Annotated in this window: 20 protein-coding genes; 14 read left to right on the top strand and 6 right to left on the bottom strand. The window is 67.3% G+C overall.

Annotated elements, in window-relative coordinates; genetic code table 11:
• Positions 1 to 358: 358 nt before the first annotated feature.
• A complete protein-coding gene (locus tag AR540_RS23300; protein ID WP_059232343.1) occupies positions 359 to 763 on the bottom strand; it encodes a TraR/DksA C4-type zinc finger protein in 405 nt (134 codons plus the stop codon).
• 191 nt (positions 764 to 954) lie between these two features.
• Here AR540_RS23300 and AR540_RS23295 point away from each other — a divergent pair, with 191 nt between their 5' ends.
• The 6 genes from AR540_RS23295 to otnI all read left to right on the top strand — a co-directional run bounded on the left by AR540_RS23295 (position 955) and on the right by otnI (position 6,901).
• Positions 955 to 1,659, top strand: coding sequence for a FadR/GntR family transcriptional regulator (locus AR540_RS23295; RefSeq protein ID WP_007163085.1), 705 nt, complete (start codon positions 955 to 957; stop codon positions 1,657 to 1,659).
• A 21-nt stretch (positions 1,660 to 1,680) separates the two neighbouring features.
• Positions 1,681 to 2,574 (top strand): L-threonate dehydrogenase, encoded by an 894-nt coding sequence (gene ltnD / locus AR540_RS23290; protein WP_059232342.1) that lies wholly within the window; start codon positions 1,681 to 1,683, stop codon positions 2,572 to 2,574.
• A 5-nt stretch (positions 2,575 to 2,579) separates the two neighbouring features.
• Entirely contained in the window at positions 2,580 to 3,872 is a 1,293-nt protein-coding gene (otnK, locus tag AR540_RS23285; RefSeq protein ID WP_059232341.1) for a 3-oxo-tetronate kinase, read from the top strand.
• Positions 3,869 to 4,507 carry a 3-oxo-tetronate 4-phosphate decarboxylase gene (otnC, locus tag AR540_RS23280; RefSeq protein WP_059232340.1) on the top strand — a complete coding sequence of 213 codons (639 nt, stop codon included), beginning with the start codon at positions 3,869 to 3,871 and terminating at the stop codon, positions 4,505 to 4,507. The genes otnK and otnC overlap by 4 nt, the downstream gene beginning before the upstream one ends.
• 138 nt (positions 4,508 to 4,645) lie before the next feature.
• On the top strand, positions 4,646 to 6,106 hold the full coding sequence (locus AR540_RS23275) for a GntT/GntP/DsdX family permease (protein ID WP_059232339.1): 1,461 nt from the start codon (positions 4,646 to 4,648) through the stop codon (positions 6,104 to 6,106).
• Between the two features lie 15 nt (positions 6,107 to 6,121).
• The gene (gene otnI, locus AR540_RS23270; RefSeq protein ID WP_059232338.1) at positions 6,122 to 6,901 is read left to right on the top strand and encodes a 2-oxo-tetronate isomerase; all 780 of its coding nucleotides are present in this window, start codon (positions 6,122 to 6,124) and stop codon (positions 6,899 to 6,901) included.
• 243 nt (positions 6,902 to 7,144) lie between these two features.
• Here the strand turns inward: otnI and AR540_RS23265 are convergent, their stop codons facing one another.
• Entirely contained in the window at positions 7,145 to 7,696 is a 552-nt protein-coding gene (locus AR540_RS23265) for a hypothetical protein (protein ID WP_059232337.1), read from the bottom strand.
• A 102-nt stretch (positions 7,697 to 7,798) separates the two neighbouring features.
• Here AR540_RS23265 and xseA point away from each other — a divergent pair, with 102 nt between their 5' ends.
• Positions 7,799 to 9,178, top strand: a complete 1,380-nt coding sequence (gene xseA / locus AR540_RS23260) for an exodeoxyribonuclease VII large subunit (RefSeq protein ID WP_059232336.1) — start codon at positions 7,799 to 7,801, stop codon at positions 9,176 to 9,178.
• 73 nt (positions 9,179 to 9,251) lie between these two features.
• On the top strand, positions 9,252 to 10,289 hold the full coding sequence (locus AR540_RS23255; protein ID WP_059232335.1) for a purine-nucleoside phosphorylase: 1,038 nt from the start codon (positions 9,252 to 9,254) through the stop codon (positions 10,287 to 10,289).
• 264 nt (positions 10,290 to 10,553) lie between these two features.
• On the opposite strand, the gene AR540_RS23250 is transcribed toward AR540_RS23255, so the two are convergent.
• A complete protein-coding gene (locus tag AR540_RS23250) occupies positions 10,554 to 10,808 on the bottom strand; it encodes a hypothetical protein (RefSeq protein WP_059232334.1) in 255 nt (84 codons plus the stop codon).
• A 163-nt stretch (positions 10,809 to 10,971) separates the two neighbouring features.
• Here AR540_RS23250 and AR540_RS23245 point away from each other — a divergent pair, with 163 nt between their 5' ends.
• The 3 genes from AR540_RS23245 to AR540_RS23235 all read left to right on the top strand — a co-directional run bounded on the left by AR540_RS23245 (position 10,972) and on the right by AR540_RS23235 (position 13,290).
• The gene (locus AR540_RS23245) at positions 10,972 to 12,078 is read left to right on the top strand and encodes an L-dopachrome tautomerase-related protein (protein ID WP_059232333.1); all 1,107 of its coding nucleotides are present in this window, start codon (positions 10,972 to 10,974) and stop codon (positions 12,076 to 12,078) included.
• 76 nt (positions 12,079 to 12,154) lie between these two features.
• Positions 12,155 to 12,976, top strand: a complete 822-nt coding sequence (locus AR540_RS23240) for a peptidoglycan DD-metalloendopeptidase family protein (RefSeq protein ID WP_059232332.1) — start codon at positions 12,155 to 12,157, stop codon at positions 12,974 to 12,976.
• A gap of 107 nt (positions 12,977 to 13,083) precedes the next feature.
• Positions 13,084 to 13,290, top strand: a complete 207-nt coding sequence (locus AR540_RS23235; protein WP_059232331.1) for a hypothetical protein — start codon at positions 13,084 to 13,086, stop codon at positions 13,288 to 13,290.
• A gap of 262 nt (positions 13,291 to 13,552) precedes the next feature.
• Here the strand turns inward: AR540_RS23235 and AR540_RS23230 are convergent, their stop codons facing one another.
• Both AR540_RS23230 and AR540_RS23225 read right to left on the bottom strand, forming a co-directional pair.
• A complete protein-coding gene (locus tag AR540_RS23230) occupies positions 13,553 to 14,107 on the bottom strand; it encodes a DUF488 domain-containing protein (RefSeq protein WP_059232330.1) in 555 nt (184 codons plus the stop codon).
• Positions 14,108 to 14,113: 6 nt separating this feature from the next.
• Positions 14,114 to 14,503, bottom strand: a complete 390-nt coding sequence (locus AR540_RS23225; protein WP_059232329.1) for a DUF6491 family protein — start codon at positions 14,501 to 14,503, stop codon at positions 14,114 to 14,116.
• Between the two features lie 111 nt (positions 14,504 to 14,614).
• On the opposite strand from AR540_RS23225, the gene AR540_RS23220 reads away from it, so the two are divergent.
• Positions 14,615 to 15,895 (top strand): mechanosensitive ion channel family protein, encoded by a 1,281-nt coding sequence (locus AR540_RS23220; RefSeq protein WP_059232328.1) that lies wholly within the window; start codon positions 14,615 to 14,617, stop codon positions 15,893 to 15,895.
• 27 nt (positions 15,896 to 15,922) lie between these two features.
• Entirely contained in the window at positions 15,923 to 16,591 is a 669-nt protein-coding gene (locus AR540_RS23215) for a glutathione S-transferase family protein (protein WP_059232327.1), read from the top strand.
• Positions 16,592 to 17,402: 811 nt separating this feature from the next.
• Here AR540_RS23215 and AR540_RS23210 read toward each other — a convergent pair.
• Positions 17,403 to 17,834: a DUF4174 domain-containing protein gene (locus AR540_RS23210; protein ID WP_059232326.1), complete on the bottom strand. Its 432-nt coding sequence runs from the start codon at positions 17,832 to 17,834 to the stop codon at positions 17,403 to 17,405.
• Positions 17,835 to 18,193: 359 nt separating this feature from the next.
• On the opposite strand from AR540_RS23210, the gene leuA reads away from it, so the two are divergent.
• A complete protein-coding gene (gene leuA, locus AR540_RS23205) occupies positions 18,194 to 19,864 on the top strand; it encodes a 2-isopropylmalate synthase (RefSeq protein ID WP_059232325.1) in 1,671 nt (556 codons plus the stop codon).
• Positions 19,865 to 19,998: the final 134 nt, after the last annotated feature.

Genomic DNA, 19,998 nt, shown 5'->3' with positions numbered 1-19,998 from the left:
GTCAGCAGGGGGCGGGACCGGCTCCTACACGTGCTCGAAACACTGCGGCCCTACAGCCTGCCCCCTGCTGCTCTCACCTCCATCCTAACGGCAAGCCAAGACACAAGCGGCCCATGGCCGCGATAAGACGAGCAAGCAGTTTCGCCTACGGGCAAGCCCCATACCCATAGGAACGGCCGCATCGGCGAACCGTCATGGCCGCGGACAGGATGTTAGGCTTCGTTGCGCTCAGCCCAACCTCAGACGCAACACTACCCGCTTAGCAGACGCTGCGGTGAAGCAGTGCTCCCCGCTCAGACCTAACCGCCCCCTTTCCCCCTGGGAGAGGGCTGGGGTGAGGGAAGCCCACCGCGAACCCTCACGACGACTGCATATGCCGCTCGCGCTGCTCCTGACGCTCCTTGGCCTCGACGCTCAGGGTCGCGGTAGGCCGCAACAGCAGGCGCGCCAGGCCGATGGGCTCGCCGGTTTCCTCGCACCACTCGTACTCATCGCGGACCAGGCGCTCCAGGGCGTCATCGATCTTGTCCAGCAGCCTCTTCTCGCGCTCCAGTTGGCGCAGTTGCCATTGGCGCTGCTGCTCGGCATTGCCGACGTCGGCCGGATCGCCATGGGTCTCCATGCCACGCAGATCTGCCATCTGCTCGTCGATCAGCCGCTGCAGATCGGTTCTTTGATCCAGCAGCAGCTCGCGAAAGAAAGCGCGTTGAGCCTCGTTCATGTAGGCCGACTCGGGTTGGGCCAGGAGTTCTTCAGGGGTCACAGGACGGTGCTCCATCTGCAATTGTTATATTATAACATTTATTGGAGCCTCTAGCCTCGTCTGTCGCCCGTGGAGCACGTCACATAGATTCCGTAGTGCTTCGGCCAAAACCACTACACAAAACCAAAAGCCTATGAGACAGTAAAACCACAACCTGTATGACAACCTTACAACCACATAAGCAGGTCTCCATGTTCGCCAAGGTTCCCGCCAATGTGCTGAGCGACAACGTCGCCCAGCAGCTGCTGGACAAGATCGAAGCCGGCGTCTTCGCCCCCGGCAGCAAGATCCCCAGTGAAGCCCTGCTCTCCGAAGCCTTCGGCGTCAGCCGCACCGTGGTGCGCGAGGCCATCTCGCGGCTGAAGAACGAAGGCGTGCTGCAGCCCCAGCAGGGTCGCGGCATCTTCGTCACCGCCCATGCCAGCATCCGCCCGCTGCGTATCGACGCCGACGAAGCCAGCCTGCCCGGCAGCGTCTTCCATCTGCTGGACCTGCGTCGCGCCATCGAGGCGGAGATCGCCTCCGAAGCCGCCATCAACCGCAGCGAGACCGATCTGGTGGCCATCGACGAGGCCCTGGCCGCCATCGACGAGGAGGTCGCCGACGGCCATGACGGGGTACGGGCCGACGTGGCCTTCCACCGCACCATCGCCCAGGCCACCGGCAACCCCTACTTCATCAGGACCCTGGAATTCGTCAGCCAGTACCTGGAGACGGCCACGCGCATCACCCGCACCAACGAGGCGCGGCGCGAGGACTTCTCCCGTCAGGTGCACGAAGAACACCAGGCCATCGTCGCCGCCATCCGCCTCGGCGATCCCCTGGCCGCCGCCAACGCCGCCCGCCAGCACATCTACAACGCCGCCCGCCGCCTGCGGCAGGCCGGCTTCGCCTGACCTTTTCTGGAGAACAGCAAGATGCAAGACAACGTCGGTGTCATCGGCCTCGGGGCCATGGGTCTGGGCGTCGCCCGTTCGCTGCTGCGGGCCGGCTTCGCCGTGCATGCTTGCGACGTGCGCGCCAGCGTGCTGGAAGCCTTCGCCAGCGAGGGCGGCGTGGCCTGCACCTCACCCGCGGCCCTGGCCGACAGCTGCGACATCCTCATCACCGTGGTGGTCAACGCCGAGCAGACCGAAGCCGTGCTGTTCGGTGAAGGCGGCGCGGTCGCCGCCCTGCGGCCGGGCAGCCTGGTGATCGCCTGCGCCACCGTGGCTCCGGCCTACGCCGTCGAGCTGGGCGAGCGCCTGGCCGAGCGGGGCATCCTGCTGCTGGACGCCCCGCTCTCCGGTGGCGCCGCCAAGGCCGCCAGTGGCGAGATGACCATGATGACCTCCGGCACCGCCGCGGCCTACGCCAAGGGCGAGGCGGTGCTGGCCGCCATGGCCGGCAAGGTCTATCGCCTGGGCGACGCGCCCGGCCAGGGCTCCAAGGTCAAGATCATCAACCAGCTGCTGGCCGGGGTGCACATCGCCGCCTCCGCCGAGGCCATGGCCCTGGGCCTGCGCGAAGGTGTCGATCCGGACGCCCTCTACGAAGTCATCACCCACAGCGCCGGCAACTCCTGGATGTTCGAGAATCGCGTGCCGCACATCCTCAAGGCCGACTACACGCCGCTGTCCGCCGTGGACATCTTCGTCAAGGACCTGGGCCTGGTGCTGGATACCGCGCGCACCTCGAAATTCCCGCTGCCGCTGTCGGCTACCGCCCACCAGATGTTCATGCAGGCCTCCACCGCGGGCCATGGTCGCGAAGACGACTCGGCGGTGATCAAGATCTTCCCGGGCATCGAGCTGCCCAAGGCCGCGGAGTGAGACCGATGAGCACGACCGAGACCCGCCCGCTGCTGGGCTGCATCGCCGACGACTTCACCGGCGCCACCGATCTCGCCAACATGCTGGTGCGCGGTGGCATGCGCACCGTGCAGGTGATCGGCGTGCCCGCGGCCGACGCCATACTCGAAGCCGCCGACGCCGTGGTAGTGGCGCTGAAATCCCGCACCACGCCGGCCGCCGAGGCGGTGAGCGAATCCCTGGCCGCCCTCGCCTGGCTGCGCCAGCGCGGTTGCCGGCAATTCTTCTTCAAGTACTGCTCGACCTTCGATTCCACTGCCGCAGGCAACATCGGCCCGGTAGCCGAGGCCCTGCAGGAGGCACTGGACTGCGATTTCACCCTGGCCTGCCCGGCCTTCCCGGAAACCGGGCGCACCCTGTTCCGCGGCCACCTGTTCGTGCAGGACCAGCTGCTCAGCGAGTCCGGCATGCAGCACCACCCGCTGACGCCCATGGGCGACGCCAACCTGGTGCGGGTGCTGCAGGCGCAGAGCCGCGGCACCGTCGGCCTGCTGCGTTATGACCAGGTCGCTAAAGGTCCCGAGGCCGTACGCCAGGCCATCGCCGCGCTGCGCGAGTCAGGTCATCGCCTGGCCATCGCCGATGCCCTGTCCGACGCCGATCTGCACACCCTGGGCGCAGCCTGTGCCGAGCTGCCCCTGGTCACCGGCGGTTCGGGCATCGCCCAGGGCCTGCCGGAGAATTTCCGCCGCGCCGGCCTGCTCCAGGCTCACGACGCCGCCGCCCTCGACCTGCCCGCCGGTGGCGAGGCGGTGCTGGCCGGCAGCGCCTCCCAGGCCACCAATGGCCAGGTCGCCGCCTGGCTGGAAGCCGGTCGCCCGGCCCTGCGCCTGGATCCGCTGGCCCTGGCCCAAGGGGACGAGTCCATCGACGCCGCCCTCGCCTGGGCGCGCGACCAGGGCCAGGCCGTACTGATCTATGCCACCAGCCCCGCCGACGAGGTCAAGGCCATCCAGCGCGAGCTGGGCGTGGCCCGCGCCGGCGAACTGGTGGAGCGCGCCCTGGGCCTGATCGCCCGGGGCCTGTTCGATCAAGGCGTGCGGCGCCTGGTGGTGGCCGGCGGCGAGACCTCCGGCGCCGTGGTCCAGGCGCTGGGCGTACGGACCCTGCGCATCGGCGCCCAGATCGATCCCGGCGTGCCGGCCACCCTCGGCCAGGTCGCGGGTGAACCCCTGGCCCTGGCGCTCAAGTCCGGCAACTTCGGCAGCCGCGACTTCTTCGCCAAGGCCCTGCGCCAGCTGGCGGGAGAACCGGCATGAGCAACGAAGCCCGGCTACGCGAAGAGATCTGCACCGTCGGCGCCAGCCTCTATGCCCGCGGCTACACCGTGGGCAGCGCCGGCAACATCAGCGCCCGCCTGGAAGACGGCTGGCTGATCACCCCCACCGATGCCTGCCTCGGTCGCCTCGATCCGGCGGCCATCGCCAAGGTCGACCGGAATGGCGACTGGGTCTCCGGCGACAAGCCATCCAAGACCCTGGCCCTGCATCGCCAGGTCTACGACCGCAATCCCGGCGTGGGCGGCGTGGTGCACACCCACTCCACCCACCTGGTGGCCCTGACCCTGGCCGGCGTCTGGCGTCCGGACGACATCCTGCCACCCATCACCCCCTACCAGGTAATGAAGGTCGGCCATATCCCGCTGATTCCCTATGCCCGCCCCGGCGCCGCCAGCGTCGCCGAGCAGGTGGCGCAACTGGCCAACCGGGTACGCGGGGTGATGCTCGAACGCCTCGGCCCGGTAGTCTGGGAGAGCAGCGTGAGCAGGGCCAGCTTCGCCCTGGAGGAGCTGGAAGAAACCGCGCGGCTGTGGCTGCTCAGCGAACCGCGTCCGGCGCCGCTCGACGCCGCCGCCCTGGCCGAACTGGCGGAGACCTTCGGCGCCGTCTGGTGACCTGAAGCCCGCCCCTGAAATACCCGCCCACGATGGCCGCCGTTGGCCGTCGCGGGATCGGCTTGCCCTGAACAACAACAATAGCGAGGAAAGTGCCATGCCCCACGTCGTCAGCCCTACCCGCCCGGAGCACCGCTCATGAGTCCGTTGCTGCTGGTCCTCATCGCCGCGGCGGGGATCGCCCTGCTGCTGTTCCTGGTCCTCAAGTACAAGTTCCAGCCCTTCGTGGCGCTGATGCTGGTGAGCATCCTGGTGGCCCTGGCCGCCGGCGTGGAGCCGTCCAAGCTGGTGGCCACCATCGAAGGCGGCATGGGCAAGATCCTTGGCCACATCGCCATCATCATCGCCCTGGGCGCCATGATCGGCCGCATCATCGAACTCTCCGGCGGCGCCGAGGCCCTGGCCAAGACGCTGATCGAGCACTTCGGCAACAGACGCACGCCGCTGGCCCTGACCCTGGCCGGCTTCCTGGTCGGTATCCCGGTGTTCTTCGAGGTCGGGGTCATCGTGCTGATGCCGCTGGCCTATGGCATCGCCCGCACCGCGCGCAAGCCGCTGATCGTCTTCGCCCTGCCGATGTGCGCCACCATGCTCACGGTCCACGCCATGCTGCCGCCCCATCCGGGCGCCGTGGCCGCCGCCGGCCAGCTGGGCGCCGACCTGGGCCGGGTGCTGCTGTTCGGCCTGCCGATCACCGCCGTACTGGCCCTGATCGGCTGGTGGGTGGCCGGGCGCATGACCCGTCGCCACTATCCCATGACGGACGACATCCGTAGCGACGTCTATGGCCCGCAGATCACCGACACCCATCTGCAGCAATGGGGCCGCGGCCAGGACATGGCTCCCGGCCTGCCCAGCCTTGGCGCCGCCGCGGTCAAGGTCGACGAGACCCCGGCCGGTCTCGCCGCTGGTCTGCCACCCGCCCCGGCCCCCGGCTTCGGCCTGGTGGTGACCCTGATCCTGCTACCCATCGTACTGATCCTGCTCGGCACCCTGGCCACCAGTTGGCTGCCCGCCGGCAATCTGCTGCGCGACATCCTCACCGTGGTCGGCGCACCCCTGGTGGCCCTGCTGATCGACACCCTGCTGTGCGCCTATGTGCTGGGCTTCCGCCGCGGCTGGTCCCGCGAACAGGTCTCGGACGTCATCGGCTCGGCGCTGCCCGGCGTCGCCATGGTCATCCTCATCGCCGGTGCCGGCGGCGTCTTCGGCAAGGTGCTGGTGGACACCGGGATCGGTGCGGTGGTCTCGGAGCTGCTGCGCGCCACCGGCCTACCGGTGCTGGCCCTGGGCTTCGTGCTGACCCTGCTGCTGCGCGCGGTCCAGGGCTCCACCACCGTGGCCCTGGTCACCACCGCCGGCATCCTCGGCCCGCTGATCGCCACCCTGGACCTCTCGGCCAACCACATGGCCCTGCTGTGCCTGGCCATGGGCGCCGGCGGCCTGGCCGTGTCGCACATCAACGACGCCGGCTACTGGATCTTCACCAAGCTGGTCGGGCTGAGCGTCGCCGACGGCTTGCGTACCTGGACCGTCCTGACCACCCTACTAGGGTGCCTGGGCTTCGCCATCACCCTGCTGCTCTGGCCCTTCGTCTGATCTGGGAGACAAGCCATGCCCCGTTTCGCCGCCAACCTCAGCATGCTCTACCCCGAGCATGCCTTCCTCGACCGCTTCGCCGCCGCCGCGGCGGATGGCTTCCAGGCCGTGGAATACCTCTTTCCCTATGAGCACTCCGCCGCCGAGATCAAGACGCGCCTGGACGCCGCCGGCCTGACCCAGGTGCTGTTCAACGCGCCGCCCGGCGACTGGGCCGCTGGCGAACGCGGGCTGGCCGCCCTGCCCGGGCGCGAAGCCGAGTGCCGCGCCGGCATCGACCGCGCCCTGGCCTACGCCGCCGTGCTGGGCAATCGCCTGGTGCACGTCATGGCCGGCCTGCTGCCCGCCGAGGTCGACCGGGCCCGCGCCTGCGAGACCTACCTGGGCAACCTGGCCTATGCCGCCGAGCAGGCGGCCAAGGCCGGGGTGACGATCCTCATCGAGCCGATCAACCCGCGCGACATGCCCGGCTACTTCCTCAACCGCCAGGACGACGCCCAGGCCATCCGCCAGGCCATAGGCGCTGACAATCTCAAGGTGCAATTCGACTGCTACCACTGCCAGATCGTCGAGGGCGACGTCAGCAAGACCTTCGAGCGCGACTTCGCCGGTATCGACCACGTGCAGATCGCCGGGGTGCCCGATCGCCACGAACCGGACCTGGGGGAATTGCACTACCCCTATCTGTTCGAGCGCTTCGACGCCCTCGGCTACGACGGCTGGATCGGCTGCGAGTACCGTCCGCGGGGTGATACCTCGGCAGGGTTGGAGTGGTTGCGCAAGCTCAAGACCTAAGCCCACCCCCCTGCCTGAGCCCGTTGGGCTTCGACGAAAGCACCGTCTCAAGCCAATCTACCGCCCCCGTAGGTTGGGCTGAGCAACGCGAAGCCCAACAGCTCAACCTTCCAGCTTGTAGGGTGGACAACGGCGCAGCCTTGTCCACCGTCAGACACCTAGGCCAGGTGGAAAACGCTGCGCGGTTTTCCACGCTACGGGGCTATCGCGGACCGCAATGGCCGCGATAGACCCCGCCCGCCCCTACACCTCCACCACCGCCAATGGCTGCCCCAACCTCCTCCGGAATTCCTCCAGGAAGCTTGGAGCGAAGGCCCGTGCCGGCCAGTGGTTGAAGATGAAGCCCAGGTCGGTAAAGGCGCAAGGCTGGGGAAAGTCGAAGCCGTTGATATCGTCTTCGTGGTCGCATTCCGGACAGGCGAAGTTGTCGCTTTCCGCCGGCATCCATACCTCCAGGTGCTCGAACAGCGCCTCGCCGATCTCGCGGCGGCAGGCGGGGCAGCGCGCGCGACCCTCGAAGCCCTCCAGCGGGGTGAAGATGCAGCGCTCGGTGACGATCTCCAGACCGCCGTCGGCATAGTCGCGTGGATCGTCCATGCCCGGCGCCAGGCGCAGCACCTCGGTCAGCCGCGGGCCCGGCGCATGGCCGCGCCGACCGCGGCTGGGCAGGCAGAGCGAAGCCTCGGCCCGGACCACGCCAGTGGCGGCGAGCCAGCCGAGAATTTCCACGGCCGTGCGCTCCAGCCGTGGATGGCTGGAGAGGCGGGGAGCGAGGATGGTCTGGCGCAGGGTCATGGAACCTAGGTCTCGAAGGAAGGGGCGCGCAGCTTAATGTGCTGCTCGCGCCGCGCCCAGAGCTGCTAAGGTGAGGCCGACGAAAGCCACAGAAAGCGCCCCATGTACAAGGACCCCTTCGCCCGCCTCGGCCTCGACCGCGAGGTGCTCAGCGTCAGCCAGCTCAACAGCCGCGCCCGGGTGCTGCTGGAAGATGTCTTCGCCCAGGTCTGGGTCGAGGGCGAGATCTCCAACCTGGCCAAGCCCGCCTCGGGCCACCTGTATTTCACCCTGAAGGATGGCCAGGCCCAGGTGCGTTGCGCGCTGTTCCGCCAGCACGCCAGCCGGGTACGTCAGGCCCTGCGCGACGGCCTGGCGGTCAAGGTGCGCGGCAAGGTCTCGCTGTTCGAAGGCCGCGGCGACTATCAGCTGATTCTCGACAGCGTCGAGCCGGCCGGCGACGGCGCCCTGCGCCTGGCCTTCGAGGCGCTCAAGGAGCGGCTGGCCGCCGAAGGGCTGTTCGCCACCGAGCGCAAGCGCGCACTGCCGGCCCACCCGCAGCGCATCGGCATCGTCTCCTCGCCCACCGGCGCGGTGATCCGCGACATCGTCAGCGTCTTCAAGAGACGCGCGCCCCAGGTGGAGCTGACGCTGATCCCCACCGCGGTGCAGGGTCGCGAGGCCACCGCCCAGATCGTCCGTGCCCTGCAACTGGCCGACCGCCAGGGCTTCGATGCGCTGATCCTGGCCCGCGGCGGTGGCTCGCTGGAAGACCTCTGGTGCTTCAACGAAGAACCCGTGGCCCGCGCCCTGGCCGCCTGCCAGACCCCAGTGGTGAGCGCCGTGGGCCATGAGACCGATGTCTCCATCGCTGACTTCGTCGCCGATGTCCGCGCGCCAACCCCTTCAGCGGCGGCAGAACTGCTGGCGCCCCACAGCGCCGATCTGCGCCAGCGCCTGGACGGCCTGCATCGTCAGTTGCTGCTGCGCATGCGCGAGCGCCTGGCCCGCGAGCGCCTGCGTCTGGAGGCCTGCAGCCGCCGCCTGCGTCATCCCGGCGAGCGACTGCGCCAGCAGGCCCAGCGCCTGGACGACCTGGACCTGCGCCTGAGACGCGCCTACGTCATCGCCCAGAATCACCGCCGGGATCGCCTGGCGCACCTGGACACCCGCCTGGCCGGCCAGCATCCCGGTCGCCAGCTGGCCCTGTTGCGCCAGCGCCTGGAGCAACTGGCCGAGCGCCTGCCCCGGATCATGCAGCGGCAGTTGAAGGAACGCCAGCAACGCCTGGCCGGCGCCGTGCAGACCCTGCAGATCGTCAGCCCGCTGGCCACCCTGGGTCGCGGCTACAGCATCCTGCTCGACGAGCGCGGCCAGGCCGTGCGTTCCGCCGCCGAGGTCACCAATGGGCAGAAGCTCACCGCCCGGCTCGCCCAGGGCGAATTGGCGGTGCGGGTACTGGACAATCACCAGGAACCAACCACTCTGTCTCTGTTGGACTAATCGGTCCAACCCGGACCGATGGTGGCACGCATCTTGAACCCTCGGTCAGGATTTCCCCCTACCGAGGCCCCCCATGCATTTCCTTCTACGCGCTTCCCTGTTTCCCCTCACCGCCATCCTGCTGGCCGGCGCGGCCCAGGCTGCGACCCCGCCCGCCGCGCCGCTGCAACCCAAGGTCATGATCGTGGCGATGTTCGGCCCCGAGGCCCAGACCTGGATCGATCGCCTCAAGCTCAGCCACAAGGTCGCCGTCGACGGTCTCTCCGCCGACTATCCCGATGTGCTCTGCAATGAGGCACGGGTGTGCCTGATGACCACTGGAATGGGGCATGCCAACGCCGCCGCCTCGACCCTGGCGCTGACCCTGTCACCCAAATTCGACCTCAAACAGACCTATTTCCTGGTCGCCGGCATCGCCGGGATCAGCCCCAAGGAAGGCACCCTGGGCACCACCGCCTGGGCCCGCTACCTGGTGGACTTCGGTATCCAGTGGGAAATCGATTCGCGCGACGTCCCCAAGGACTGGCCGACCGGCTACCTGGGCATCAACACCCGTAGCCCCGGCGAGAAACCGCCGCTGGACTACAAGACCGAGGTGTTCGAACTCAATGTGCGCCTGAGAGACAAGGCCTATGCCCTGTCCCGCCAGGCCGAGCTGACCGAGAGTGCGGAATCCAAGGCCTGGCGCCAACGCTACGACTACGCCCCGGCCAACCAGCCGCCGGTGGTGACCCGTTGCGACACCCTGGCCGGCGATACCTGGTATTCCGGCACCCGCCTCTCGGAACGGGCCGAGGAATGGACCCGCCTGCTCACCAATGGCCAGGGTCGCTACTGCACCACCCAGCAGGAAGACAACGCCACCTACGAGGCGCTGCTGCGTGCCAGCCGCCTGGGCAAGGTCGACCTCCAGCGCCTGGCGGTGGTCCGCGCCGGTTCGGACTTCGACCGTCCGGCCAAGGGCGCCTCCGAGGTGGATAACCTGCTCGACTATGCCAAGCAGGGCGGCTTCGTCCCGGCGCTGGAGAATCTCTACCGTACCGGCAATCCGCTGGTACAGGAGATCGTCGAGCACTGGGATATCTGGCAGAAGGGCGTCCCGGCTAGCTAGGCGCCATAAGTCCCAAGAGCCTGTTCATAATCTCGCGAGCTAGAGCCAAACCAGGCGCAACGACCAATGGGAGTAACAGCCAACGGCTGGCCCGCAGGGTGAGCGCCAGCGAATCAAAGGCCTGAGGAGGCGGATCGGACCCGCGCTCGGATTTACGAGTGGTCAATGAGCATGGCGACGGGGCCGCCAGGCCGCGCTGGCGACCCAGGCCATTTTCAACGCCGTTTGGCCGACGCGCAGCAGATTTTGAACAGGCTCTAAGCGCTACTGCGTCCGCTCCGTCCCTTGCGGCGTCGCCTGGGACGGATTGGCGGTATCCGGCGCCCGAGGTGCCAGCATGTCCTTGTGGGTCTGCTCCACGGTGCGGCCGGGCGACTGGGTTGCCGGATCGCTGCCGGGCGCGCTCTTCTGCACCACCTCGCTGCGCTGGGGTGGCGGCGTCTCCGGCGGCTTGTCGCAACCGGCAAGCAGGGCGCTCAAGGTCAGCAGGGCCAGGCTGCTGGCGACTAGACGGGGCATGGTCTTCTCCTTTCGAGGTTTCAAGGAGGACTCCGCTAGTCCCGGTCGCGTTCCCGCGTGGGCGCATACCCGGCCAGTCGTCGGCCCTGGCGATCTTCCACGCGAACAGCGCAGTCGTACCTTCAGCGCCGGAGTCTTCCGGTGATCTGACAAGGATTCTGCCATGCCCAGCCTCGCCCTCTCCCGTCTCGCCCTGGCCACCCTGTTGGCCGCTCTGCCCCTGGCGCCCGCCGCCTTCGCCGCCGAATCCAGTGCCAAACTGGAAAAGGTCGCCAGCTTCGATCACCAGGTCACCGGCGTCACCGTCAGCGAGACCGGGCGGATCTTCGTCAACTTCCCGCGCTGGACCGAAGACAGCGAGGTCTCGGTGGCCGAACTCAAGCCCGACGGCAGCCTGGTGCCCTATCCGGACCCGGCCTGGAATGGCTGGCGCAACGCCAGGCGCGACGAGCTGACCCCGGGCAACCATTGGGTCTGCGTGCAATCCGTGGTGGCCGACGGCCGTGGCAGCCTCTGGGTGATCGATCCGGGGGCTCCGGCCCAGGCCCTGGTGGTGCCCGGCGCACCCAAGCTGGTCAAGATCGACCTGGCCAGCAACCAGGTGAGCAAGGTCTATGCGCTGGACGCGAGCGTGGCGCCCCAGGGCAGCTATCTCAACGACGTGAGATTCAGCCCGGATGGCCGCCATGCCTATATCACCGATTCCGGTGCCCGCGGCGCCCTGGTGGTGCTGGACCTGGACAGCGGCAAGGCCCGCCGCGCCCTGGATGGCGATCCCAGCACCCAGGCCGAGAAGGGCGTCAAGGTCAAGGCCGACGGCAAGCCGCTGGTGCGCCCGGACGGTCGCGGCGTGGAATTCTCCGCCGACGGTATCGCCCTCTCCCCGGCCGGCGACTACCTCTACTGGCAGGCGGTCAAGGGCAATACACTCTATCGCATCCCCACCGTCGCCTTGCAGGGCGACGACCTCGCCAGCCTGCCCGGCAAGGTGGAAAAGGTCGGCGAAAATGGTCCGGCCGATGGCCTGCTGATGGACCCGCAAGGGCGCCTCTATGTCAGCGCGGTGGAAGACCATGCGGTGAAGATCCGCGAGAACGGCCAGCTCACCACCCTGGTGCAGGACAAGAAACTGGTCTGGCCGGACACCTTCGGCCGTGGTCCGGATGGCACCGTCTACGTCACGGATTCGCGCATCCCCGAGATGAGCTTCTTCGATCCCAAGCAGAAGCCGGCGCTGGAAACCGTCCTCTACAAGATCGTCCCCAACTGACCAAGGGGGCCTGGGGCGCCTTGCCCTGCGGCCCTCGCCTGCTCCAGCATGGGCGTTTTCGCCACCGGATGCGCCCATGCCCCGCCTGTTCGCCCTGCTCTGCTGTCTGCTGCTGACCCTTCCCGCCCACGCCGGCACCTATCTGCAACGCCTGCTGGACAAGCCCGTGCCGGGCGGCGTCGCCGTGGTGCCGATCCCCGGCGACGCGACGCCACGGGTGAGCTACCAGGGCAAGCCGGTACTGGTGGTCAGGGACGGCAACGGCTGGGTGGCCATTGTCGGCATCCCCCTGGGGACCGCGGCCGGGCGCCAGCAACTGGCGGTCGCCGGCGCTGCCTCCCTGGCGTTCAACGTCGGCAGCCGGCACTACGCCGAGCAGCGCATCACCCTGAAGAACCAGCGCCAGGTCACCCCCAATCCGGAGGACCTCAAGCGCTTCGAGCGCGAACTGGCCGAACAGCAGGCTGCCTACCGCCTCTTCTCGCCGAACCAGCCGAGCAACCTGCTGCTGGACAAACCCGTGGACGGCCCGCTGTCCAGCCCCTTCGGCCTGCGCCGCTTCTTCAATGGCCAGGAGCGCAACCCTCACTCGGGCCTGGACTTCGCCGTGCCGGCCGGCACCCCGGTGAAGTCACCCGCGGCCGGCAAGGTGGTTCTGGTAGGCGATTACTTCTTCAACGGCAAGACGGTGTTCGTCGACCACGGCCAGGGGCTGATCAGCATGTTCTGCCACCTCTCCCGCGTCGACGTCCAGGTCGGCCAGCAGGTACCCCGCGGCGGCGTGGTCGGTCGCGTCGGCAGCACCGGGCGGGCCACCGGTCCCCATCTGCACTGGAACGTCAGCCTCAACGACGTACGCGTCGATCCGAGCATCTTCATCGGTGCCTTCAAGCCTTGAGCGGTGGCAAACAATTGGTAGCAGTCGCAGGCATTGCCAGATAGCGGGCTTCGGCTTAAAAGGAACGCCCTTTCTCACTGCGGCCGCCTGGGCCTGGAGCCGATGCCATGACTCAGAAACCCCGCTTCGGCAGTACCCTCGGCAGCATCCTGCTGGTCGCCGCCGCCTGCTACCTGCTGGTCGGCTTCTCCCAGGGCTTCGTGCTGTCGGCCTGGTCCTGGCGCACCTGGGTGGTCTACGCCGTGCTGGTCAGCGTCTATCCCACCGGCTTGTACGCCGGCTGGTGGAAGAAGCGCGAGCCGGTCGAGCGCTAGGTACTCTTTTTCTTCCCTAGAGCCTGTTCAACGTCTCGCGAGCCAGAGACAAACAAGGCGCAACGACCTACGGGAGTAACAGCCAACGGCTGGCCCGCAGGGTGAGCGCCAGCCAATCAAAGGCCTGAGGAAGCGGATCGGACCCGCGCTCGGGTTTACGAGTGGTCAATGAGCATGGCGACGGGGCCGCCCAGGCCGGGCTGGCGACCCAGGCCATCTTCAACGCCGTTTGGCCGACGCGTAGCAGACTTTGAACAGGCGCTTAGCCCCAGCCATGGCGCGCATAGGCCTGCTGCAGCCGCTCCGTCCGCGAGCTGAACAGATCGCCATCCACCAGCCCAGTCGCGGCCAGTAGCCGGTCCTCCAGTTCCGCCTGGGATTCCAGCCGACCGTCCGGATGGATGTGGGTCACCGCCAGGCCCCGCCGTACCAGGCAGGGCGCCACCAGCAGTCCGCGATGGCAGGTCAGGGGATCGCGCTCGGCGCACAGCAGGGCGATGCGCCAGTGCGCCTGGCCCTGTTCCAGCCGCGTCAATCCTTGCTGGAACAGCGCGCTGGCGGCCAGGCGGTCATAGCGCACCTGCCCCGCTTCGTAATGCGCCGGGTCCGGGCTGCGCGCGCCCAGCTCCTTGCCGAGAAAGACGTAGGTAATTCCCGCCACGGCCAATCCCTCACGCAAGGCCTCGCGGCAATACTGCGGCACGTGCCGACTGTAGGGCTGGGAGCGCACGTCGGCCACGGCCGTCACGCCCTGCGCCTGGAGCAGTTCGACGTAGCTCGCCAGCGGATGATTGGAATGGCCGAGAGTGAGGATCATGTCAGCTCAACGCAGCGGATCGAGGCGGTACAACATGCCGATGGGGCATTCCATCCGGCTGCCCCGGGCATCGGTGGAGACGAGGACATCACCCGCTCGCAAGCCAGCGGCCCGCGAGCGATAGCCCAGGCGATTGCCGTCGGCCAGGTTCCGGCAGGGCACGGCGAAGTCCACCAGATAGGCGCGGCCGAGGCCGGTCCCCAGTGCCAGGTGCCGGGTATCCAGGTAGTGCCAGCCGGAAAGATCGAAGCCCAGGATGGTGTCCAGGGGCGCGCCCTGCCGATAGCCCAGTTCGGCCAGGCGATCATCCAGCGGCGGCGGGCCGAAGGGGCGACCGGCGCAACCGGCCAGCAGCAGGACGGCACCGAGGGTGAGAAAGGCAGGGAAGACGCGCATGGAAATTTTCCTGGAAGAGCTGAACCTTGGACCGACCGCCAGCGACGAATACGGCAAGTGGAGCGCAGCTTTGCTAATGTCGCACCAGTAGTATCCCGTCAAGAGACCCCCATGCCCACGGCCCTTACCCAACTGATCGACGACCTCGAAAAACACCCGCAACTGCTCACCCTGGTCGCCTGTCTCGGCCTGCTATTGGCCGCCTGGGTGCTCAACTGGATCGTCAAGCGCATCCTGGTCCGCGGCTTCTACCGCCTGCTGCGCAGCACCTCCTTCGGCCAGGACCAGGAGCTCAATCACCACAGGGTCATCGGCCGCCTGGCCAATATCGTCCCGGCGCTGGTGCTGTCGGGCGGCATCGAGCTGGTGCCCGGCCGGCCCGAGGCGCTGGTCACCGTGGTGCAGAACGTCTGCAGCGCTTTCATCGTGCTGACCATCGCCCTGGCCCTGGGCAGCGCCCTCAATGTGGTCAACGTGCTCTACTCGCGGCGGCCCTCGGCGCGACTCAAGCCGATCAAGGGCTACGTCCAGGTCAGCAAGATCGTCATCTACGCCATCGCGGTCATCCTGATGATCGCTACCCTGATCGACCGCTCGCCGCTGATCCTGCTTTCCGGCCTCGGCGCCATGGCCGCGGTGCTGCTGTTGATCTTCCAGGACACCCTGCTGTCCCTGGTGGCCAGCGTGCAAATCTCCAGCAACGACATCATCCGCGTCGGCGACTGGATCGAGATGCCCCAGCTCAATGCCGACGGCGACGTCATCGACATCGCCCTGCACACCGTCAAGGTGCAGAACTTCGACAAGACCATCACCACCATCCCCACCAAGAGATTCATCACCGACTCCTTCCGCAACTACCGCGGCATGCAGGAAGCCGGTGGCCGACGCATCAAGCGTTCGCTCAACATCGACCAGAACAGCGTGCATTTCTTAAGCGACGCCGAGCGCGAACACCTGCACCGCTTCAACCTGCTGGACGACTACCTTACCGCCAAGGAGCAGGAGCTGGCGGACTGGAATCGCAAGCTGGAGAAGCGCGGCCAGGAACCGGTCAACACCCGCCGGGTGACCAACCTGGGCACCTTCCGGGCCTATGTGGAGCGCTACCTGCGCGCCCATCCCGGGGTGCGCCAGGACATGACCCTGCTGGTGCGCCAGATGCCGCTTTCCGCGGAAGGCCTGCCCATCGAGGTCTACTGCTTCACCAACACCACGGTGTGGGCGCAGTATGAGGGCATCCAGGGGGACATCTTCGATCACCTGCTCTCCATCCTCCCGGAATTCGGGCTCCATGTGTTCCAGCACCCGAGCGGACGCGACTTCCGCGGGCGGCTGGAAACACGGGAGGCCATGACCTCTCTCGGCGAACCGGGCACCCCGGCGCACTGATCCCCTTCCGCGGGCTAAGGAAAGACCATGATCGTCGTCCACCACCTGAACAACTCCCGCTCCCAGCGGGTGCTCTGGCTGCTCGAAGAACTCGGCATCGAATACCGGGTGCAGCGCTACGAGCGCGCCGCCGGCGGTCTGTTCGCCCCGCCGGAACTGCGCAAGGTGCACCCGCTGGGCAAGTCGCCGATCATCGTCGACGGCGACCTGACCCTGGCCGAGTCCGGTGCCATCGTCGACTACCTGGCGCGCCGCTACGGCCAGCAGTTGCTGCCCGCCCAGGACAGCCCCGAGTTCGTGCGCTACACCTACTGGCTGCACTACGCCGAGGGCTCGGCCATGACGCCGCTGCTGCTCAAGCTGGTGTTCGACCGCATCGCCACCTCGCCCATGCCCTTCTTCGCCAAGCCCGTCGCCAAGGGCATCGCTGCCAAGGCCACCGCCAGCTTCATCCAGCCGCAGCTGGACCTGCACCTGGACTACCTGGAAAGCCAACTGGGCAGCAGTGGCTGGTTCGTCGGCGACAGCTTCACCGCCGCCGATATCCAGCTCAGCTTCCCCCTGGAAGCCGCCAAGGCTCGCGCCGGCCTGGACAACGGCAAGCGGCCCAGGCTGGTGGACTTCCTCCGGCGCATCCACGCCCGCCCGGCCTATCAGCGCGCGCTGGAGCAGGGCGGGCCTTACGTCTACGCCTGAACTTGCACGCGTGGCCGCGATAAGCCCCCGTAGCGTGGAAAACCGCGTCAGCGTTTTCCACTGGTGATCCTGCACCGAACCGCGTGGACAAGGCTCCGCCGTTGTCCACCTACGCGGCATCCGGATTACCTCGGCAACCCCCTCTCCCTCTGGGAGAGGGCTGGGGTGAGGGGAAGCTCTCGCCCCAGTAGCGTGGAAAACCGCGTCAGCGCTTTCCACTGGTGATCCTGCACCGAACCGCGTGGACAAGGCTCCGCCGTTGTCCACCCTACGTGGCATCCGGATTACCGCGGTAACCCCCTCTCCCCCGGGAGAGGGTTGGGGTGAAGGGAAGCTCTGCCACCGTAGCGTGGAAAACCGCGCCAGCGTTTTCCACTGGTGATCCTGCACCGAACCGCGTGGACAAGGCTCCGCCATTGTCCACCCTACGCGGCATCCGGATTACCTCGGTAGCCCCCTCTCCCCCGGGAGAGGGCTGGGGTGAGGGGAAGCTCTCGCCCCAGTAGCGTGGAAAACCGCGTCAGCGCTTTCCACTGGTGATCCTGCACCGAACCGCGTGGACAAGGCTCCGCCGTTGTCCACCCTACGCGGCATCCGGATTACCTCGGTAACCCCCTCTCCCTCTGGGAGAGGGTTGGAGTGAGGGGAAGCTCTGCCCCCGTAGCGTGGAAAACCGCGCCAGCGTTTTCCACTGGTGATCCTCCACCGAACCGCGTGGACAAGGCTCCGCCGTTGTCCACCCTACGCGGCATCCGGATTACCTCGGCAACCCCCTCTCCTCCGGGAGAGGGTTGGGGTGAGGGTCACACCCCTACCGCCGCATCGGCATCCGATCCACGGTGCCGAACAACGCCTCGAGCGACCAGCCTTGCTCCTCCCGCACCTTGATCCCGCCGTCCTTGCCCACCAGATAGAGCGTAGTCGGCTGCCCGGCGCGGGCATCGAGCGCCTGGAGCAGCGCCCGGGTCTGCTCCGGCCTCAGCGGCTCGTCGTTGCGACTGCCGGCTTCCCCCACCACGGTATAGAGCACCATCTCCCGCTCGGCGAAGGCCTCGCGGTTGGCCGGCTGCGCCAGTTCCTCGCGCAGCCGGCTGACCTGGGGATCGTCCGCCGTGGGGGCGACCAGGATCAGTGGGCGGGTCTTCCAGCGCTCGGCCGCCAAGGGGTTGTCGGCAGCCTGAACGGTAGTCGCCATACCCATGAGCAGCAGGGTGGCAAGGCTGGCTAGGGGCAGGGTCTTCATGAAGGCTTTTCTCCGGGACGATGGCAGGTGTCTCCAGCATTGACCCCAGGACAGGCACCGGGATCGCTCCCCCAGATTCGCGGTTACCGGAAACCCCATAGTGCCCTTTTCATAAAAAACCAATAAACGTCTTATTCTCGCAATTATCCACCACATTCATAGCCATGACGCGAAGTCCTGCCAATTTCAAAAAGAACATTGCGACCCCTGCCCCGGGCGACTAACGTAGCGCCATGCACAACGCCCAGACCCTCATCCTCCTCCGGCAGCGCCGCTGCCTGCGATTGGTCAGTCCACGACTGCGACGCTCGACTGTGTTCGCCTCATAAGTCCCGACCTCGCCCAAGGAAAGAATCACCATGACCATGCTCAAAGATCCCTCGCAGAAATACCGTCCCTTCACCCCCGTCGCCTTGCCAGACCGTACCTGGCCGGACCAGATCATCGACAAGGCGCCGATCTGGCTGTCCACCGACCTGCGTGACGGCAACCAGTCGCTGATCGAGCCGATGGACGCGGAGAAGAAGATGGCTTTCTTCAAGTGCCTGGTCGCCGTGGGCCTGAAGGAGATCGAGGTGGGTTTCCCCTCCGCGTCCCAGACCGATTTCGACTTCGTCCGCGAGCTGATCGAGGGTGGCCATATCCCCGACGACGTCACCATCCAGGTGCTGACCCAGGCCCGTGACGACCTCATCGAGCGCACCTTCGAATCGCTCAAGGGCGCCAAGCGCGCCATCGTCCACTACTACAACGCCTGCGCGCCGAGCTTCCGCCGCATCGTCTTCAACCAGGACAAGGCCGGCGTCAAGGCCATCGCCGTGGCCGCCGGCCAGACCATCGTGCGCCTGGCCGCCGAGCGTCCGGAGACCCAGTGGGGCTTCGAGTACTCCCCCGAGGTATTCAGCTCCACCGAGACCGACTTCGCCGTCGAGGTGTGCAACGCGGTGATCGCGGTGTTCCAGCCGACCCCGGCCAACAAGCTGATCCTCAACCTGCCGGCCACCATCGAGTGCGCCACGCCCAACAACTACGCCGACCAGATCGAATGGTTCGGTCGCCACATCGACCGCCGCGACAGCGTGCTGATCAGCGTCCACACCCACAACGACCGCGGCACCGGCGTCGCCGCCTCGGAACTGGCCGTGATGGCCGGCGCCGATCGCGTGGAAGGCTGCCTGTTCGGCAACGGCGAGCGCACCGGCAACGTCTGCCTGGTGACCCTGGCGCTCAACCTCTACACCCAGGGCGTCGACCCCGAGCTGGATTTCTCCGACATCGATGCCGTGCGCAAGACCGTCGAGGAATGCAACCAGCTGCCGGTGCACCCGCGCCATCCCTATGTCGGCGACCTGGTCCACACCGCCTTCTCCGGCTCCCACCAGGACGCCATCCGCAAGGGCTTCGCCCAGCAGAAGCCGGACGCCCTCTGGGAAGTGCCCTACCTGCCCATCGATCCGGCCGACATCGGGCGCGACTACGAGGCGGTCATCCGCGTCAACAGCCAGTCGGGCAAGGGTGGCATCGCCTTCCTGCTGGAACAGGAGTACGGCATCAGCCTGCCGCGCCGCATGCAGATCGAATTCAGCCAGGTGGTGCAGCGCGAGACCGATCGCCTGGGCCTGGAGATGACCGCCGCCCAGATCCACGGCTTGCTCGAACAGGAATACCTGCAGGCCAAGACGCCCTACACCCTGGTCAGCCACAAGCTGCGCGAGGAGGACGGTACCTCCACCGTCGACATCCAGGTGGCCGTGGAAGGTCGCACCGAGCATTGGCACGGTACCGGCAAGGGTCCGCTGGAAGCCCTGGTGGCGAGCCTGCCGGAAGCGGTGGAGATCATGGACTACCATGAGCACTCCATCGGCGCCGGTACCAACGCCAAGGCTGCCTCCTACATCGAGATCCGCCTGGAAGGCCAGCGTCCGCTGCACGGCATCGGCATCGACGAGAACATCACCACCGCCAGCTTCCGCGCGCTGCTCAGCGCCCTGAATCGCGCGGTCATCCAGGCGCAGGCCAAGGCTGCCTGACGCTGACATTCGTCAAACCAAAGGGAATGCCGTCGGCGTTCCCTTTTTTTATGGCGCCGCTGCGTCGATACTGACCGCCTCAAGGATTCCTCGTACCGCCGCCCCTGCGGCGTCCGGTACGCTCTGATACGGAT

Origin of the sequence: Pseudomonas sp. EpS/L25 (assembly GCF_001512295.1) — a bacterium.
Taxonomy (GTDB): domain Bacteria; phylum Pseudomonadota; class Gammaproteobacteria; order Pseudomonadales; family Pseudomonadaceae; genus Chryseomonas.
This window is presented reverse-complemented; position numbering and strand designations above follow the sequence as displayed.

Coding starts and splice junctions, on each gene's coding strand:
- AR540_RS23295 (WP_007163085.1), top strand. CDS start 955: ATGTTCGCCAAGGTTCCCGCCAATGTGCTGAGCGACAACGTCGCCCAG.
- ltnD (WP_059232342.1), top strand. CDS start 1,681: ATGCAAGACAACGTCGGTGTCATCGGCCTCGGGGCCATGGGTCTGGGC.
- otnK (WP_059232341.1), top strand. CDS start 2,580: ATGAGCACGACCGAGACCCGCCCGCTGCTGGGCTGCATCGCCGACGAC.
- otnC (WP_059232340.1), top strand. CDS start 3,869: ATGAGCAACGAAGCCCGGCTACGCGAAGAGATCTGCACCGTCGGCGCC.
- AR540_RS23275 (WP_059232339.1), top strand. CDS start 4,646: ATGAGTCCGTTGCTGCTGGTCCTCATCGCCGCGGCGGGGATCGCCCTG.
- otnI (WP_059232338.1), top strand. CDS start 6,122: ATGCCCCGTTTCGCCGCCAACCTCAGCATGCTCTACCCCGAGCATGCC.
- AR540_RS23265 (WP_059232337.1), bottom strand. CDS start 7,696: ATGACCCTGCGCCAGACCATCCTCGCTCCCCGCCTCTCCAGCCATCCA.
- xseA (WP_059232336.1), top strand. CDS start 7,799: ATGTACAAGGACCCCTTCGCCCGCCTCGGCCTCGACCGCGAGGTGCTC.
- AR540_RS23255 (WP_059232335.1), top strand. CDS start 9,252: ATGCATTTCCTTCTACGCGCTTCCCTGTTTCCCCTCACCGCCATCCTG.
- AR540_RS23250 (WP_059232334.1), bottom strand. CDS start 10,808: ATGCCCCGTCTAGTCGCCAGCAGCCTGGCCCTGCTGACCTTGAGCGCC.
- AR540_RS23245 (WP_059232333.1), top strand. CDS start 10,972: ATGCCCAGCCTCGCCCTCTCCCGTCTCGCCCTGGCCACCCTGTTGGCC.
- AR540_RS23240 (WP_059232332.1), top strand. CDS start 12,155: ATGCCCCGCCTGTTCGCCCTGCTCTGCTGTCTGCTGCTGACCCTTCCC.
- AR540_RS23235 (WP_059232331.1), top strand. CDS start 13,084: ATGACTCAGAAACCCCGCTTCGGCAGTACCCTCGGCAGCATCCTGCTG.
- AR540_RS23230 (WP_059232330.1), bottom strand. CDS start 14,107: ATGATCCTCACTCTCGGCCATTCCAATCATCCGCTGGCGAGCTACGTC.
- AR540_RS23225 (WP_059232329.1), bottom strand. CDS start 14,503: ATGCGCGTCTTCCCTGCCTTTCTCACCCTCGGTGCCGTCCTGCTGCTG.
- AR540_RS23220 (WP_059232328.1), top strand. CDS start 14,615: ATGCCCACGGCCCTTACCCAACTGATCGACGACCTCGAAAAACACCCG.
- AR540_RS23215 (WP_059232327.1), top strand. CDS start 15,923: ATGATCGTCGTCCACCACCTGAACAACTCCCGCTCCCAGCGGGTGCTC.
- AR540_RS23210 (WP_059232326.1), bottom strand. CDS start 17,834: ATGAAGACCCTGCCCCTAGCCAGCCTTGCCACCCTGCTGCTCATGGGT.
- leuA (WP_059232325.1), top strand. CDS start 18,194: ATGACCATGCTCAAAGATCCCTCGCAGAAATACCGTCCCTTCACCCCC.